Annotated in this window: 17 protein-coding genes; 8 read left to right on the top strand and 9 right to left on the bottom strand. The window is 67.9% G+C overall.

All coding sequences use genetic code 11. The features are described from left to right. From LZ686_RS07090 to LZ686_RS07075, 4 genes are all read right to left on the bottom strand, one after another. Nucleotides 1-975, bottom strand: a complete 975-nt coding sequence (locus tag LZ686_RS07090) for a beta-ketoacyl-ACP synthase III (protein WP_045982723.1) — start codon at nucleotides 973-975, stop codon at nucleotides 1-3. Next, nucleotides 972-2,078, bottom strand: a complete 1,107-nt coding sequence (gene plsX / locus LZ686_RS07085) for a phosphate acyltransferase PlsX (RefSeq protein ID WP_349547377.1) — start codon at nucleotides 2,076-2,078, stop codon at nucleotides 972-974. The genes LZ686_RS07090 and plsX overlap by 4 nt, the downstream gene beginning before the upstream one ends. Before the next feature lie 19 nt (nucleotides 2,079-2,097). Then, on the bottom strand, nucleotides 2,098-2,304 hold the full coding sequence (gene rpmF / locus LZ686_RS07080) for a 50S ribosomal protein L32 (RefSeq protein WP_042251337.1): 207 nt from the start codon (nucleotides 2,302-2,304) through the stop codon (nucleotides 2,098-2,100). Nucleotides 2,305-2,545: 241 nt separating this feature from the next. After that, a complete protein-coding gene (locus LZ686_RS07075) occupies nucleotides 2,546-3,082 on the bottom strand; it encodes a YceD family protein (protein WP_349547376.1) in 537 nt (178 codons plus the stop codon). Nucleotides 3,083-3,204: 122 nt separating this feature from the next. Here LZ686_RS07075 and LZ686_RS07070 point away from each other — a divergent pair, with 122 nt between their 5' ends. Next, nucleotides 3,205-3,654: an outer membrane protein assembly factor BamE gene (locus LZ686_RS07070; RefSeq protein ID WP_045982726.1), complete on the top strand. Its 450-nt coding sequence runs from the start codon at nucleotides 3,205-3,207 to the stop codon at nucleotides 3,652-3,654. Between the two features lie 23 nt (nucleotides 3,655-3,677). Here the strand turns inward: LZ686_RS07070 and LZ686_RS07065 are convergent, their stop codons facing one another. Further along, on the bottom strand, nucleotides 3,678-4,688 hold the full coding sequence (locus LZ686_RS07065; protein ID WP_349547375.1) for a serine hydrolase domain-containing protein: 1,011 nt from the start codon (nucleotides 4,686-4,688) through the stop codon (nucleotides 3,678-3,680). A gap of 100 nt (nucleotides 4,689-4,788) precedes the next feature. On the opposite strand from LZ686_RS07065, the gene LZ686_RS07060 reads away from it, so the two are divergent. Further along, nucleotides 4,789-5,523, top strand: coding sequence for an SseB family protein (locus LZ686_RS07060; protein ID WP_046000067.1), 735 nt, complete (start codon nucleotides 4,789-4,791; stop codon nucleotides 5,521-5,523). Between the two features lie 48 nt (nucleotides 5,524-5,571). Next, nucleotides 5,572-6,276, top strand: a complete 705-nt coding sequence (locus LZ686_RS07055; RefSeq protein ID WP_349547374.1) for a CDP-alcohol phosphatidyltransferase family protein — start codon at nucleotides 5,572-5,574, stop codon at nucleotides 6,274-6,276. On the opposite strand, the gene LZ686_RS07050 is transcribed toward LZ686_RS07055, so the two are convergent. From LZ686_RS07050 to LZ686_RS07035, 4 genes are all read right to left on the bottom strand, one after another. Further along, nucleotides 6,273-6,455 carry a hypothetical protein gene (locus LZ686_RS07050; RefSeq protein WP_046000069.1) on the bottom strand — a complete coding sequence of 61 codons (183 nt, stop codon included), beginning with the start codon at nucleotides 6,453-6,455 and terminating at the stop codon, nucleotides 6,273-6,275. The genes LZ686_RS07055 and LZ686_RS07050 overlap by 4 nt on opposite strands. Before the next feature lie 71 nt (nucleotides 6,456-6,526). After that, a complete protein-coding gene (gene fucP / locus LZ686_RS07045; RefSeq protein ID WP_046000070.1) occupies nucleotides 6,527-7,819 on the bottom strand; it encodes an L-fucose:H+ symporter permease in 1,293 nt (430 codons plus the stop codon). A gap of 113 nt (nucleotides 7,820-7,932) precedes the next feature. Further along, nucleotides 7,933-9,465, bottom strand: a complete 1,533-nt coding sequence (locus LZ686_RS07040) for an alanine/glycine:cation symporter family protein (RefSeq protein WP_349547373.1) — start codon at nucleotides 9,463-9,465, stop codon at nucleotides 7,933-7,935. A 26-nt stretch (nucleotides 9,466-9,491) separates the two neighbouring features. Further along, a complete protein-coding gene (locus tag LZ686_RS07035; protein WP_045982732.1) occupies nucleotides 9,492-9,926 on the bottom strand; it encodes a universal stress protein in 435 nt (144 codons plus the stop codon). A gap of 355 nt (nucleotides 9,927-10,281) precedes the next feature. On the opposite strand from LZ686_RS07035, the gene LZ686_RS07030 reads away from it, so the two are divergent. The 5 genes from LZ686_RS07030 (at nucleotide 10,282) to mrdA (ending at nucleotide 16,501) form a co-directional block, all read left to right on the top strand. Further along, complete coding sequence (locus LZ686_RS07030; protein ID WP_045982733.1) at nucleotides 10,282-11,844, top strand: 2-isopropylmalate synthase; 1,563 nt, start codon at nucleotides 10,282-10,284, stop codon at nucleotides 11,842-11,844. Between the two features lie 185 nt (nucleotides 11,845-12,029). Further along, nucleotides 12,030-13,064, top strand: coding sequence for a rod shape-determining protein (locus LZ686_RS07025; RefSeq protein ID WP_045982734.1), 1,035 nt, complete (start codon nucleotides 12,030-12,032; stop codon nucleotides 13,062-13,064). A 23-nt stretch (nucleotides 13,065-13,087) separates the two neighbouring features. Continuing rightward, a complete protein-coding gene (gene mreC / locus LZ686_RS07020; protein WP_139599114.1) occupies nucleotides 13,088-14,026 on the top strand; it encodes a rod shape-determining protein MreC in 939 nt (312 codons plus the stop codon). Beyond that, nucleotides 14,023-14,544 carry a hypothetical protein gene (locus LZ686_RS07015; protein WP_052714834.1) on the top strand — a complete coding sequence of 174 codons (522 nt, stop codon included), beginning with the start codon at nucleotides 14,023-14,025 and terminating at the stop codon, nucleotides 14,542-14,544. The genes mreC and LZ686_RS07015 overlap by 4 nt, the downstream gene beginning before the upstream one ends. A gap of 10 nt (nucleotides 14,545-14,554) precedes the next feature. Further along, entirely contained in the window at nucleotides 14,555-16,501 is a 1,947-nt protein-coding gene (gene mrdA / locus LZ686_RS07010) for a penicillin-binding protein 2 (RefSeq protein ID WP_349547372.1), read from the top strand. The last annotated feature ends 3 nt before the right edge of the window (nucleotides 16,502-16,504 follow it).

Genomic DNA, 16,504 nt, shown 5'->3' with positions numbered 1-16,504 from the left:
CTACCAGCGCAGGACGACGGCGCCCCAGCTGAGACCGCCGCCGATCGCCTCGGTCACCAGAACCTGGCCCGGCGCGAACCGACCCTGGCCATCGGCGACGGACAGGGCCAGCGGGATCGACGCGGCCGAGGTGTTGCCGTGATCGGCCACGGTCAGCACAACCTTGTCCAGCGGCAGCTGCATCTTCTGTGCGGTGGCGGTGATGATGCGCATGTTCGCCTGATGCGGGACCAGCCAGTCCACGTCGGCAGGCGTCAGCCCGGCACGGTCCAGCGCGGTATGCGCGGTCTTGGCCAGCTTTTCGACCGCGTGGCGGAAGACCAGGTTGCCCTGCATCCGCAGCTGGCCTGCCGTTCCGGTGGATGACACGCCGCCATCGACATACAGAAGCTCGCGATAGGTGCCGTCGCTGTTCAGGTCGCTGGCCAGGATGCCCCGGTCATCGCTGGTGCCTGCACCGTCCTCAGCCTGCAGGACGACCGCGCCGGCGCCGTCGCCGAACAGCACGCAGGTGCCGCGGTCGGTCCAGTCCATGATCCGCGAGAAGGTCTCGGCCCCGATCACCAGGATGCGGTCAGCCTGGCCCGCGCGAATCATCGCGTCCGCATTGGCCAGCGCAAAGACGAAGCCCGCGCAGACGGCCTGCACGTCATAGGCAAAGCCGCGCTTCATCCCCAGACCGGCCTGGACCATGGTCGCGACGGCCGGAAAGGTGAAGTCGGGGGTGGAGGTCGCCAACACGACACCGTCGATGTCGTCTGCGGTCATGCCTGCGCGGTCAAGCGCGGCCTTGGCGGCACGGATGGCCAGGTCGCTGGTGGTCTGGCCCTCGGCCGCGAAGTGGCGACGCTCGATCCCGGTGCGAGAGCGGATCCATTCGTCGGTGGTGTCCAGCTTGTCCTCGAACCAGCTGTTCTCGACGATGCGTTCGGGCAGGTAATGCCCGGTGCCGCAGATGACCGAACGACGCGTCACAACGATGCTCCTGTATCGGTGGCGCTGGCGGATGCCGCGGCACCTTGGGCCACACGGGCAGCCAGGCGGTCCTGGAAGCCCGATTTGGCCAGGGTGAAGGCCAGCTTGATGGCTGCGGACACGCCGGTCGCATCGGCGGAGCCGTGCGATTTCACGACCGTGCCGTTCAGGCCCAGGAAGATGCCGCCGTTCACGCGGCGCGGGTCGATCCGCTTCTGCAGGCGCTTGAGCGAGCTCATGGCCAGGACGGCCGCAAATTTTGACATAATCGAATTCGAGAAGGCGTCCTTGAGGAAGTCGCCGACCAGCTTGGCCGTGCCTTCCCCGGTCTTCAAGGCGACATTGCCGGTGAATCCGTCGGTGACGATCACATCCACGCGGTCGGACGGCAGGTCGCCACCCTCGACGAAGCCGACATAGGTATAGCTGCCGGCGGCGGCCTGCTCGATCATCTCGTGGGCCTGCTTCAGTTCGGCGCGGCCCTTGTGTTCCTCGGTGCCCACGTTCAGCAGGCCGACGCGCGGCATGGGCAGGCCCAGGCCGTTGCGCGCATAGGATGCCCCCATCAGGGCATATTGCAGCAGGTCATGCGCATCGGCGCGGATGTCCGCGCCCACGTCCAGCATGATGTTGAACCCTTGGGGGTTGCGCGACGGCCACAGGCAGGCGATGGCCGGCCGGTTCACGCCCGGCAGCTTGCGCAGGCGCATCATCGACAACGCCATCAGCGCGCCGGTGTTCCCGCAGGACACGGCGACCTGCGCCTCTCCAGCCTTGACCGATTCCAGCGTGGACCACATCGACGTGCCCTCGCCCTTGCGCAGGACCTGGCTGGGCTTGTCATGCATCGTCACCACGCCCGCGGCATGGCGGATGTCACAGCGACCCGCCAGCACCTTGCGGCGCGCGATCAGACCCGCAAGCTCTGCCTCGTCGCCATGGACGATGAAGCGGATCTCGGGGTTCTTCTCGGCGCTTTCGGCCATGCCTGCGACGACGACGGCGGGGCCGCGGTCGCCACCCATGGCGTCAACCGATATCACCACGCTGCCCCCGGAATCGGGGACGCGCGGTGTCGGCGTGCTCGCGGAGGGGACGGACATCAGGACGGGCGCGCCGGAATCAGGCCGCGTCGTCGTCCAGGTCGATCTCGTTCGCCTTCGCGATCACTTCGCGGTCGGCGTAGTGGCCGCAGGACGGGCAGACGTGATGCGGGCGCTTCAGCTCGCCGCAGTTGGAGCATTCGTTCGGATTGCCCGCGACCAGCGCATCATGCGCACGGCGCATGTTGCGCTTGGACCGGGTTACGCGATTCTGAGGGACAGCCATGTCACCACCTCGGTTGTCAGGGTGCGGCGCCAGAACGCGATCACACCAGATTTGAATTCGTAAATGAACCGCGCAGATACGCCATGACGACCGCGCCCGCAAGCCCCGAAGGCCAGGGGACGGCCGCAAACGCACCGCACATGGCCCCCCTTTGCCGCGAACGGGCCGCGATTGCGCCCCCCGGCGGCGGGTTCGGGCGCATTTCGCGCCCGCCTGTGGCCCGATGGCCACGCAGCCCGGGTCAGGATTCGCCGTTCTTGCCGCCCAGCAGCTTGTCCAGCCCGGCAAAGGGACGCCGTGTGTCGCCGGCGGCATCGTCGTCGGCCGCCGCGGCCTGCGGCAGGCTTGCCCCCTCGGCCCGCGGATAGGCGGGCAGGGCCAGCGACAGGGCCTCGACCATGATTGCGGTCAGGTCGATGAAGCTGCCAAGGGGTTCCAGCGTCTCGTCCGGCATCTCGATCTCGTCACCCTCTGGGGCGGCCACATGCGGAGAGAACTGGATGCGGACCGGTTCCGAAATGTCAGTGCGCACGGGCTTCAAGGTGATGACGCAGGGTTGCGTCACCCGCGCGGCCAGCGTCGCTGTCAGCAGCCAGCTGTCGGTGCCATGCGCGCGCAGCGTGCCTCGAAAGTCCAGGCGCGTCAGCGCGTCCAGTCCCAGCTCGGCCGCCAGGGCCTCCCGCACGCCTTCGTCGGGGCGCAGGTGAAAGGTCGTCGGCGCGTTCGGGTTCAGATGCGCAACGCGCAGCCGCTGCGGATGCGATTCGGGGGTGATCATGTCGGGCCTTTGTCGATGCGGCGCGGGGCGCGTGACCCCGAGGATTGATATTCTTGAGCAGGGTGGCCGAGTTTGCTAGGCAGGGCGGGCCGCGTCAACCGCCCCAAGGAGGGAACCCGCCCATGTCCGCCATCAGAAGCCTGATGACACTGGCGTTTCTGGCTGTCCTCGGGCTTGCCGCCTGTGCACCCATCGAACGGAACCACGGATACGTCCCCCCCGATCTGGAGCTGGCGCAGGTCGTGCCGGGGCAGACCACGATGGAGGAACTGCCCGGCCTGATCGGTCGCCCGTCGGCCCAGGGCCTGCTGACGGGGTCCGGCTGGTACTATGTCGGATCGCGCTGGCGCCGCCTCGGCCCAGCCGCCCCGCGGGAGATCGACCGCAAGGTCGTCGCCATCTCGTTCGCGCCGACCGGCGTGGTCAGCAATGTCGAGACCTTTGGGCTGGAACGCGGCCGCGTGGTCAGCCTGTCGCGCCGCGTGACCGACGGCAGCGTTACCGACATCTCGTTCATCGGACAGCTTCTGGGCAACCTGGGCAACTTCCAGGCCGGCGATTTCGTCGACTGACGGCGCAGGCCACGCGCGTTCGCCTAGACCGCGCCGGCCAGCTGTTCCGCCAGACGGTGCAGGTCGTCACGGTGCCCGGTGCGCCCCGACGGCAGGTCCGGGTCCGACGTCATCGCGATGGACAGGGCCGGCTGGCGCCGCGTCGCGGGGAACACATAGACCATCTGCCCGCCATAGCCCCAGCCATAGCGCACGTCCCGCCCGGCCATCCGCCCCAGGAACCAGCCATAGCCGTATCCCTGGCCGCTGAAGATGCTGGAGGTGCGGCGCCGCCAGCTTTCGTCGATCCAGGCCGCGGGGACGACCTGTCGCCCGCCCGCCCGACCGCCCCGCGCGTATGTCGCACCGAAGGCCAGCAGCGACCGGGTGCTCATCGCCATCTGGTTGCCGCCCAGATAGATGCCCTGCGGATCGCGGTCCCATCCGGTGATGCGAAATCCGGGAATGGGCGACAGCCAGTCGCGTGCGACGTCCAGCAGCGGGCGGCCGGTGACGCGGGTCAGGATCGCCGCGACCAGATGCGTCGATGCGGTCGAATACTGCATCCGCGTGCCGGGATCCTGGACGAAGGGCGCGGCCAGCGCGCTGCGCACCCAGTTCGGGCTGCTGACCCATCGGCCGTAATTCTGTCCCGACTGGCGTTCCAGCCCGGCCTGCATCGACAGCAGGTTGCCCAGGGTGACGCGTGCCAGCCGCGGGTCGGCCGATGCGGGCAGGTCGCTGCGCAGCAGCGGTGCGATGGGCTGATCCGCGCTCTCCAGCAGGCCGCGGCCGATGGCGATGCCCGCCAGCGCCGACACCACCGATTTCGACGCCGACTTGATGTTCGTCGGGCTGTCCGGCGTGAAGCCGTGATAGCCCTGGGCCGCCAGTTCCACCCCTTGGGCGCTGTCGTCCTGCCACAGGGCGATGGCACGCAGGGGCGGCATCGATCCGGCCTGCGACAGCAGGGGGGCCAGGCTGGCGCGGGCGATGCGGGGGGCTGCCAGCAGGGGCAGGGCGGCGGCGGTCAGGATCAGGGCGCGTCTTTTCATGCGCACAATATGGGGCGGGGGGCCGGGCATGGGCAATCACGCTTGCGTGGGCACGGCGCGGGCTTTACCGCTTGGCCAGCCAATTCGGAAAGGCCCGACCATGAGCGCGCTGGATGATCTTGCCCCCGTCCCGTTCCACGACGCGGATGCGCCGCAGCGGGCGCGGATGCTGTCGCGGCTGGCGGATACCGAACTGACCGTGGCCCTGCTGCGCGAGCCGGTGCATGACCAGGTCGAGTTGCAGATCTTCGATCTGGACGGCGCGCGCGTCGCGCTGGCCTGCGACGCCGAGGATCGGCTGGCGGATTTCTTCGGCCATCCCGTGGCTTACGCGGCGCTGCCGGGGCGGGTGCTGGCGGGACTGCTGAATGCGGACGGAGCGGGGTTGCTGGTCAATCCCGGCCACCCGTCCGAGATGCTGCTGGACAGCGGCATGCTGGATTGGCTGACCGGTGCGCTGGACGCCGCCCCTCAGGAGGGCCAGGCCCGGCTGCGCCTGACCGCGCCCGACCCGCAGGTGGCGCAGGCCTTGGCGGATCCGCTGGCCGAACGGCTGGCCGACCTGCGCGGACTGGTCGCAGGCGCGGCGCTGGTCGGTGCGTCGGGGGACGGTGCCGGGCATCTCTTGGTCATCACCGGCGCGCCCGTCGACCGCCAGCCGGCCATCGCCAAGGCCCTGGCCGAGGCGCTGGCGTTCCTTCCCGCCCAGCCCGGCGGCGTCGACATCAGCTTTTCGGACGCGCCGCCCCCGGCCGGTGCACTGCTGTTCGACCTGACGCCCCCCGCGCCCGAGGAACCCGCACCGCGCCCGAAAGGCCCCCCGATCCTGCGCTGACCGGGCAAGTGCGGTTGCGTTGGGGGGTTCAACCTGCGATTAAACCGCATGCATATGCGTCACAAAGCCCTTTCCGTCCATCTTTTGACCGCCACCGGAGCCGTTCTGGCGATGCTGGCCATGCTGGCCGCCGTGCAGGCGGACTGGGCGCTGATGTTCCTGTGGCTGGTGGTGGCCTTCGTCGTCGACGGCATCGACGGCCCGCTGGCGCGACGTTACGACGTCAAGAAGAACTGGCCCGCCTATGACGGCGTGCTGATGGACCTGATCATCGACTATCTGACCTACGTGTTCATCCCGGCCTTTGCGCTGTTCCAGTCGGGGCTACTGTCGGGCTGGACGGGCTGGTTCGCGATCATCGTGATCGTGTTCACCAGCGTCGTCTATTTCGCGGACACGCGGATGAAGACGCGGGACAATTCCTTCGCGGGCTTTCCCGGCTGCTGGAACATGGTCATCCTGGTCCTGTTCGCGGTCAAGCCGCACTGGACCATCATCCTGCTGATCGTCACGGCGTTGAGCGCCGCGATGTTCACCAACATCAAGTTCATCCATCCCGTCCGGACCAAGCGCTGGCAGGCGATCTCGTTGCCGGTGGCGTTGGCTTGGGTGCTGTTCGCGGGCTGGGCCGCGGTGGTCGACTTCCACCCGGAAAGCTGGGCGAACTGGGGTCTTGTCCTGACCTCGGCATGGCTGCTGGTGGCCGGTGGCGCGCAGCAAATGATCCCGGTACGTCGCCGCCGCCGCCCTTAGGCCGCGCGCAGCCGTCCGGTCAGCCGCCGCAGCAGCGCACGCAGGGTTCCGCCGTGGCGCGTGGCGTTCAGTGCGCCGATCTGATGGGGCAGCAGGAACAGCCCGGCGGTTGGCCGCGGCGCACGGCGCGCCATCGCCCGGCCGGCGTCGTCAAGATACAGTCCGTAATAGGCAAGCATGGGGGTGGTCCTTTCGCAGATCCTAACCCCTATGTTGGCGCTATCAGCCCGGCAGGCAACCGCTTGGCTGGTCAATGCTGCGTTGCAGCATCCGCATGGCGGGTCGAGCGCAGGTCGAACAGCCCGAAGGCCGCGACGACCAGGAAGCACAGTCCCGGCACCACATAGGACAGCGCCGCGCCGTGGGAATCCATGACCGCGCCATGGATCAGCGGCACGGTCGCACCGCCCAGGATCGCCATGACCAGGCCCGCCGCGCCGAACTTGGTGTCGTCGCCCAGGCCGTGCAGGGCGATGCCGTAGATGGTGGGAAACATCAGCGACAGGCAGGCCGATACGGCGACCACCGCCCAGACACCCGCCAGCCCCGGCCCGGTGGCCGCGAACAGGCACAGACCCGTCCCCGCCACGGCCATCACCGTCAGCAGCGCCGCGGGGCGGATCACGCCCATCACGCCGACCATCACGAAGCGGGCGATCAGGAACACGATCAGGCTGGCCTGCAGGTACCATCCGGCCTGCGCCTCGGTCCCGCCGATGGCGGCGATCACGTACTGGATGGTGAAGGTCCAGACGCAGGTCTGGGCGGCCACGTTGAAGAACTGGGCCACCACCCCGAACACGTAATGCCGGTTCGACAGCAGCCGCCGCAGCGTCGGTGCGAACTGAACGCGGGCGGCGTCGGGGGCGATGGATTCGCGGTCGGTCGGGATGCGCAGGAAGGCGATGGCGATCCAGATGACCAGCAGCACGAAGGCCAGACCGACATAGGGCGTCATGACCGCGGACAGTTCGGCGCGCTGGATCTGCTCCAGCGTCGCGGCGGGCATGGCGGCGCGTTCGGCGTCGGTTGCCGGGTTTAGACGCGGCAGGATCAGCGTCGCGGCCAGGAACACGCCGATGTTCGTGCCGACCGGGTTGAAGGCCTGGGCCAGGTTCAGGCGGCGCGTGGCATTGCCCTCGGGGCCCATCGCGATGACGAAGGGGTTGGCCGAGGTCTCCAGGATCGACAGCCCCCCCGCCAGCAGGAACAGCGCGGCCAGGAAGTACCCGAAGGTCATCGCCTGCGCCGCCGGATAGAACAGGAAGGCGCCCGCCACCGCGCAGCCCAGGCCCGTCAGGATGCCGGTCTTGTAAGAGAAGCGCCGGTTGATGAAGGCCGCGGGCAGGGCCAGCAGGAAATAGGCCCCGTAATAGGCGAACTGGACGAAGGACGCCTGCAGCGTCGACATCGAGAAGATGCGCGAGAAGACCTGGACCAGCGGGTCGGTCATGTTCGCCGCGATCCCCCAGGCCGCGAAGCAGGTCACCAGCAGCGCGAAGGGCAACCGCATTCCGGGATGGACGAAGGGGGGCTTTGGCATCGAGGTTCTCCTGCGCGGACCGGCGCCGTTTGGCACAGATCGTCCGCGCGGACCACCGCGAATGAAAAGGGGGGCGGTTCCCCGCCCCCCTGGTCGCGTCGCTGTCGCGGGCGTTATTCGTACTTGCGGATGTCGCCGGATTTCAGACGGCTCAGATAGCGGTTCATCTCGGCCTTGACGACGGGCATCAGCAGGTACAGCGCGATGATGTTGGGGATGGCCATCGCAAAGATCATCGCGTCCGAGAAGTCGATGACCGGGCCCAGGCTGGCCGAGGCGCCGATGACCACGAACAGGCAGAAGATGATCTTGAAGATCAGCTCCTTGGTCTGGCCCTCTCCGAAGAGGAAGGTCCAGGCCTTCAGCCCGTAATAGCTCCACGAGATCATGGTCGAGAAGGCGAACAGCACCACCGCCAGCACCAGCACATAGCGGAACCAGCCGAACGCGCTGCTGAAGGCATCCGACGTCAGGGCAACGCCCGTGTTGCCGGTCACGGTGCGGATCTGGTCGCCCGCCTCGTTCAGGACGAACATGCCGGTCGTGGGGTCGGCGATCAGCTGCCCGGTGATGATGATCACCAGCGCGGTCATGGTGCAGATGACGACGGTGTCGATGAACGGCTCCAGCAGCGACACGAAGCCTTCGGTCACCGGCTCCTTGGTGCGCACGGCGCTGTGGGCGATCGCGGCGGAACCGATGCCGGCCTCGTTCGAGAAGGCGGCCCGGCGGAAGCCCTGGATCAAGGCCCCGATGGCCCCGCCCACGACACCGTCATTGGTGAAGGCGCCCGCGAAGATCTGGTAGAACGCCTGGCCGATCATGTCATAGTTCATGACGATGATGATCAGCGCCGTCCCGACGTAGAGCGCGGCCATGAAGGGCACGATCTTCTCGGTCACGCTGGCGATGGATTTCAGGCCGCCGACGATGACCAGGAACACGATGATCGCCATCACCACGCCTGTGATCCAGCCGGGATAGTCGCCCACCACGTTGATCAGCTGGGCATGGGCCTGGTTTGCCTGGAACATGTTCCCGCCGCCAAAGCTGCCCAGGATGCAGAAGATCGCGAACAGCACGGCCAGGATGCGCCCGCCCGGCAGGCCGCGTTCGGCGAATCCCTTGACCATGTAGTACATCGGGCCGCCCGACACGGTCCCGTCCGCGTATTCGTTGCGGTATTTGACGCCAAGCGTGCATTCGGTGAACTTGGCCGCCATGCCCAGAAGGCCCGCCAGGATCATCCAGAACGTGGCGCCCGGCCCGCCGATGCTGACGGCCACCGCGACGCCCGCGATGTTGCCCAGGCCCACGGTGCCCGACAGGGCGGTGGTCAGCGCCTGGAAGTGGCTGACCTCTCCGGCGTCGTTCGGATCCGAATAGTCGCCCCGGACCAGCGCAATGGCATGGCCGAAGGCGCGCAGCTGGATCACGCCGAAATAGATGGTGAAGGTCGTGGCCGCGATCACCAGCCAGGCGACGATCCAGGGAAAGCTGGTGCCGGGAAAGTTGGAAAAGATCAGGCTGACGAACCAGCCCGTGGAATTGGCAAAGACCTGGTTCACGGTCTCGTCGATGCCCTGGGCCGCGGCGGGGCCTGCGGCCAGTGCCGCGAGGGCCGCGGCTGTGATGCGTGTTCTCATTGCTCTTGTCCCTGTTGGTTGGCCGGTCACGGCACGATGACCACGGGCACCGGCGCGACCTGCGCCAGCGTCGCCGCGACCGATCCGAAGATGCGCGAGGCAAAGCCCGAATCGCCCATCCGGCCGATGAAGATCATCGCCGCGCCCTCATCCTTGGCGATGCGGCACAGCGTTTCGGCGATATGGCCGTATCGCAGCGTGGTCGCGCAGGGGATGCCCGCGTCCTCGACCCGCTTGACCATGGGGGTCAGGATGGCGGCTTCGGCGCGCTGCAGCTCCTCCTTGCGGCGGCGGTGTCGTTCCTCGACCTCGCTTGGCGTCAGGAAGCTGTAGGGCGACCATTCCAGAACATGCGCGATCAGGATGTGGTCGCCCTGCGCCTGCGCGCGCGAGATGGCAAAGTCCAAGGCGCGGATCGAGGCATCGCTGCCGTCGAAACCGACGACGATCTTGCGTGACATTCGTTGCCCTCATCTGTTGGTTGTCGTTTTTCGTTGTCGTGATCAAAGGATAGGCAGGCTTGCCGGGCGGGGCCAGACATAAATGTGTCGCTACAATGGCAAAGGTCGGAACTGCCTTGCGGACGGGCGCTGTCGATCAGGGGTTTTCAAGATGCGCGCGGGGGGGCATATTCGCGGCCATGACCCGGATGCGCCACATCGCCACCGCCCGCACCGCGCCCCACGGCGCGCGTCTGGCCGTGCAGCTTCGCGGTCTGCTGCTTCTTACGCTGCGCTGAGCGGGTCTTCCGGGCCGCCGCTCAGACAGGTCAGCGCCCGGGAAACCCCACAGGACCACGTAAGAAGGACCAAGCCAATGACCGAACAGAACCGCGTCGTGATCTTTGACACCACGCTGCGCGACGGCGAACAGTCGCCCGGCGCCACCATGTCCCATGCCGAAAAGCTGGAAATCGCCGCCATGCTGGACGAGATGGGCGTGGACGTGATCGAGGCCGGATTTCCCATCGCCTCGGAAGGCGACTTTGCAGCCGTGTCCGAGATCGCGAAACAGTCGAAGAACAGTGTGATCTGCGGCCTGGCCCGCGCCCAGCTGCCCGATATCGACCGCTGCTGGGAGGCCGTGAAGCATGCCCGCCAGCCGCGGATCCACACCTTCATCGGCACCTCGCCGCTGCACCGGGCGATCCCGAACCTTGACATGGACCAGATGGCGGACCGCATCCACCAGACGGTGACCCATGCGCGCAACCTGTGCGACAACGTGCAATGGTCGCCCATGGACGCCACCCGGACCGAGCATGATTACCTGTGCCGGGTGGTGGAAATCGCCATCAAGGCCGGCGCCACCACGATCAACATCCCCGACACGGTGGGCTATACCGCGCCGCGCGAAAGCGCCGCCCTGATCGCAATGCTGCTGGAGCGCGTGCCCGGCGCGGACCAGATCATCTTTGCCACGCATTGCCACAACGACCTGGGCATGGCGACCGCCAACGCCCTGGCTGCGGTCGAGGCGGGCGCGCGCCAGATCGAATGCACCATCAACGGTCTGGGCGAACGCGCGGGCAACACCGCGCTGGAGGAGGTGGTGATGGCGATGCGGGTCCGCAACGACATCATGCCGTTCCGCACGGGCATCGACACGACCAAGATCATGGGCATCTCGCGTCGCGTGGCCGCCGTGTCGGGCTTTCCGGTGCAGTTCAACAAGGCCATCGTCGGCAAGAACGCCTTCCTGCACGAATCCGGCATTCACCAGGATGGCGTGCTGAAGAACGTCGAGACCTTCGAGATCATGCGCCCCGCCGATATCGGCCTGACCGAGAACAACATTGCCATGGGCAAGCATTCGGGCCGCGCCGCGCTGCGCGCCAAGCTGGCCGATCTGGGATACGAGGTCGGGGACAACCAGTTGAAGGACATCTTCGTGCGGTTCAAGGCCTTGGCCGACCGCAAGAAGGAGGTCTATGACGACGACATCGTGGCCCTGGTCCTGGACGCCGCTGCCAACACGGCCGAGGATCACCTGCAGGTCAAGCACCTGCGCGTCGTCTGCGGCAGCGACGGCCAGTCCGCCGCCCTGACCATGATCGTGGACGGGGTCGAGAAGCGGGCCGAGACGACCGGCGACGGTCCGGTCGATGCATGCTTCAATGCGGTGCGGGAAATCTTTCCGCACGACGCGCGGCTGCAGCTGTACCAGGTTCATGCCGTGACCGAGGGCACCGATGCGCAGGCCACCGTCAGCGTCCGCATGGAGGAGGAGGGCCGCATCGTCACCGGCCAAGCCGCCGATACGGACACGATCCTGGCCTCGGTCAAGGCCTATGTGGGGGCGCTGAACCGGCTGATTCTGCGCCGCGCGATGACCGGTCGCGACACTGACGCCAAGCAGATCAGCATGTATTCGCACTGAGGCGCGCGGGGGGCATCGTGTCCCCCCGGCACCACCCCGGCGAGAAATGCCGCTGTCGGCCCAATGCGCGCATCGGGGCTTTTCCGGTGCGGCGCACGGCTCTATACGGGGCCACGTCCGTCAGGGCGATCACGCACCATCAAAACAGGGCAGGCCGGGCCAACCGGCGGGAAAAGGATACGGGCATGGCATTCGGCGGTTTGTTTTCGACCGACATCGCAATCGACCTGGGGACGGCGAACACGCTGATCTATGTCAAGGGCAAGGGCATCATCCTGAACGAGCCCTCGGTCGTGGCCTATCACGTCAAGGACGGCAAGCGCGTCGTCCTGGCGGTCGGAGAGGACGCCAAGCTGATGCTGGGCCGCACGCCGGGAAGTATCGAGGCCATCCGCCCGATGCGCGAGGGCGTCATCGCCGATTTCGACAGCGCCGAGCAGATGATCAAGCATTTCATCAAGAAGGTGTTCAAGCGCACGACCTTCTCCAAGCCCAAGATCATCGTCTGCGTCCCGCACGGCGCGACCCCGGTCGAGAAACGCGCCATCCGCCAGTCGGTCCTGTCCGCAGGCGCGCGCAAGGCGGGCCTGATCGCCGAACCCATCGCGGCGGCCATCGGCGCGGGCATGCCCATCACCGAACCCACCGGCAGCATGGTCGTCGACATCGGCGGCGGCACGACCGAGGTCGCGGTCCTGTCCCTGGGCGACGTGGTCTATGCGCGCTCGGTGCGCATCGGCGGCGACCGCATGGACGAGGCGATCATCAACTATCTGCGCCGCAACCAGAACATGCTGATCGGGGAATCGACCGCCGAACGCATCAAGACCAGCATCGGCACCGCCCGCATGCCCGATGACGGGCGCGGCGCGACCCTGATGGTGCGCGGCCGCGACCTGCTGAACGGCATCCCCAAGGAGATCGAGATCAGCCAGGCCATGGTCGCCGAGGCGCTGTCCGAGCCCGTCCAGGCCATCTGCGAGGCCGTGATGGTCGCGCTGGAGGCGACGCCCCCGGATCTGGCCGCCGACATCGTCGACCGCGGCGTGATGCTGACCGGCGGCGGCGCCATGCTGGGCGAGCTGGACCTGGCGCTGCGCGAGCAGACCGGCCTGTCGATCAGCTTGGCCGACCAGCCGATGAGCTGCGTGGCCCTGGGCACCGGCAAGGCGCTGGAGTTCGAAAAGCAGCTGCGTCACGTCATCGACTACGACAGCTGATCGCGCAGGCAGGGAGCGCCTGAATGGCGCAGAAGAGCACCGATTTCGCCACACCCGTGCGCCGCGTCCTGATCGCGGTGCTGGCGCTTGCGCTGCTGGCGGTGTTCCTGTTCTGGCGCATCGACAGCCCGCGGGCCGAGATGATGCGCACGGCGATGATCGACCGCATCGTGCCGCGGTTCGAATGGGCCGTGGCCCCGGTGACCAAGGTTACCCAGATGGTCGCGGGCTTTCAAAGCTATGCGCGCATCTATGAGCAGAACCAGGAACTGCGCCGCGAATTGCAGCGCATGTCCGCCTGGCGCGAGGCCGCCGTTCAGCTGGAGCAGGAGAACTCCAAGCTGATGGCGCAGAACAACGTCCGCATCGACCCGGCCCTGACCAGCGTCACGGGCGTGGTGATGGTCGACAGCGGTTCGGCCTTCCGCCAGTCGGTGCTGCTGAACGTCGGCGCCCAGGACGGGATCATCGAGGGCTGGGCCACCATGGACGGGCTGGGGCTGGTCGGGCGCATTTCCGGCGTTGGGAACCGGACCAGCCGCGTCGTGCTGTTGACGGACCCCTCGTCGCGGTTGCCGGTGACGGTCCAGCCGACCGGCGAACGGGCGCTGCTGACGGGCGACAACACGCCGCTGCCGCTGCTGGAATTCGTCGAGCAGGCCGACAACGTCCGTCCCGGCGACCGGGTCGTGACCTCGGGCGACGGGGGCGTCTTTCCCGCCGGGGTTTTGGTGGGCCAGGTCGCGCAGGGCAGCGACGGGCGGCTGCGCCTTCGCATGGCGGCCGATTACGAACGCCTGGAGTTCCTGCGCGTCCTGCGGTCGCATCCGGCTGAGGCGGTGGTCGACAGCGCCGCCATCATCCTGGGCCAGGACAGCGGTCTGATCGGGCCGCAGCTGCCGGTCTCTCCGGTCGACGCGGCGGCGGCCAGCGATCCGCTGGACCCGGGTTCCACGCCATGATCCAGCTGCCCAGCCGCAGCTTCGTCCTGGGAACGCTGGTGTTTCTGGCCTCGGTCTGGGCGCTGCTGTTCGTGCGGCTGCTGCCCCTGTCGGCGGGCATCATGGGCTGGCCCGGTCCCGACCTGGCGCTGGCGCTTATCTTGGCCTGGGTGCTGCGCCGCCCCGACCAGCTGGCCGCGCCGGTTATCGTGCTGGCCATCCTGGTCGAGGACGTGCTGCTGATGCGCCCCCTGGGCCTGTGGACCGCCATCGTGCTGCTGGGGTCCGAGGCCGCACGTCTGCGAGAGCCCCGTTGGCGCGATCAGCCATTCATGGTTGAATGGTTCCGCGTGGGCGTGCTGATCGGGCTGATGATGCTGGGCTATCGCCTGGTGCAGGTCGTGTTCGTGCTGCAGGTGCCGGCCCTGGGGCAGGTGATCCTGCAGTTTCTGGCGACGGTGGCGGCCTATCCGCTGGTCGTCTTCGGGGCACGCTGGCTGATCGGGCTGCGCCGCCTTGGCCGCGGCGATCCGACATGAGGACAAGGGCATGAAGAAGTCCCAACGCGAGATCCTGGACAGCTCCCGCCAGATCACCCGGCGCGGGCTGATGCTGGCCGGCATCCAGGTGGCCACCGTCACCACGCTGGCGCTGAAGATGCGGTCGATGCAGCTGGACCATGCCGAGGAATACCGCACGCTGGCGGACGGCAACTCGATCAAGATCCGGCTGCTGCCGCCGTCGCGCGGGCTGATCCTGGACCGCAACGGGATCATCATCGCGGGGAACGAACAGAACTATCGCGTCACCCTGACGCGCGAGGAGGCGGGCGGCGACGTCCAGGCCGTGCTGCGCCGCCTGTCGCGGCTGGTGCCCATGACCGACGCCCGCATGGCCGAGCTGATGGACGAGTTTTCCCGCCGCAGCGCCATCACCCCCATCGTGCTGGCCGACCGCCTGACCTGGGAGCAGTTCAGCGCCATCGCGGTCAACGCCCCGTCGCTGCCCGGCGTCACGCCCGAATCGGCGCTGTCGCGCGCCTATCCGCGGGCGGGCGATTTCGCGCATGTCATGGGCTATGTCGGCCCCGTCAGCGATTACGACCTGTCGCGGATCGAGGACCCGGACCCGGTCCTGCTGCTGCCGGACTTTCAGCTGGGCAAGATCGGGGTCGAGGGCCGCATGGAGGATATCCTGCGTGGCAAGGCGGGCGCCCGCCGCGTCGAGGTCAACGCCCAGGGCCGCGAGATGCGCCAGCTGTCGCGCCAGCAGGGCGAACAGGGGGCCACGCTGCAGCTGACGCTGGATGCCGCCTTGCAGAACTATGCCGCGCAGCGGATGGGCACCGAAAGCGCCGCCGCCGTCATCACCGACTGCCAGACCGGAGAGTTGCTGACGATCTGTTCGTCGCCCAGCTTCGATCCCAACAAGTTCGTGCGCGGCATCAGCAGCCCCGAATACCGCGCGCTGATGGATCACGACCACCGCCCCTTGGCCGACAAGACGGTGCAGGGCGTCTATCCGCCCGGATCGACCTTCAAGATGGTCACGCTGATGGCCGGGCTGGAGGCCGGGGTGATCGACGCGGGCACCCGGTTCTATTGTCCGGGCCACACCGAACTGGGCGGGCGGCGGTTCCACTGCTGGCGGCGCGGCGGGCATGGCACCGTCGATGCGATCAAGAGCCTCGAGGAAAGCTGCGACGTCTACTACTACGAACTGGCGCAGCGGGTGGGCATCGACCGGATCGCGATCATGGCGCGCAAGCTTGGCCTGGGCCAGCGCCACGACCTGCCGATGTCGGCGGTGGCCGAAGGGATTGCCCCCGACCGCGAATGGAAGATGGCCCGCCACGGCCAGGCCTGGCAGATCGGCGACAGCCTGAACGCCTCGATCGGGCAGGGCTTCGTGCTGGCGTCGCCGCTGCAGCTGGCGGTGATGACCGCCCGCATTGCGTCGGGCCGCGAGGTTCGGCCCCAGCTGATCCGGTCCGTCGACGGCGTGCGGCAGGCGCCGCCCGAATACCTGCCGCTGGACATCAGCCCGGAATCGCTGCGCGTCGCGCGGCTTGGCATGGACGCGGTGATGAACAGCGCCCGCGGCACCGCCCGCGGCGCCCGCATCACCCGCGAGGAATGGCGCATGGCCGGCAAGACCGGCACCAGCCAGGTCCGCAACATCACCGCCGCCGAACGCGCCCGCGGCGTCATCTCGAACGATCAGCTGCCCTGGGCGCGGCGCGACCATGCGCTGTTCGTGGCCTATGCCCCCTATGACGCGCCGAAATACGCGATCTCGGTGGTGGTCGAACATGGCGGCGGCGGATCGGCCGTGGCCGCGCCCATCGCGCGTGACATCCTGCTGTTCGCGCTGAACGGCGGGCTGCCGCCCCTGGACGCCGTGCCCTCGGATCAGCGGGCCGCGCTGGAGGAGCGTCACAACGCCATGCACCTTTACCAGCCCGAGGCCCCGCGCCCCGGCCGCAGCAGGGCGTAAGGC

The sequence above is a fragment of the Paracoccus sp. NFXS7 genome (assembly GCF_040148865.1).
GTDB classification, from domain to species: domain Bacteria; phylum Pseudomonadota; class Alphaproteobacteria; order Rhodobacterales; family Rhodobacteraceae; genus Paracoccus; species Paracoccus marcusii.
This window is presented reverse-complemented; position numbering and strand designations above follow the sequence as displayed.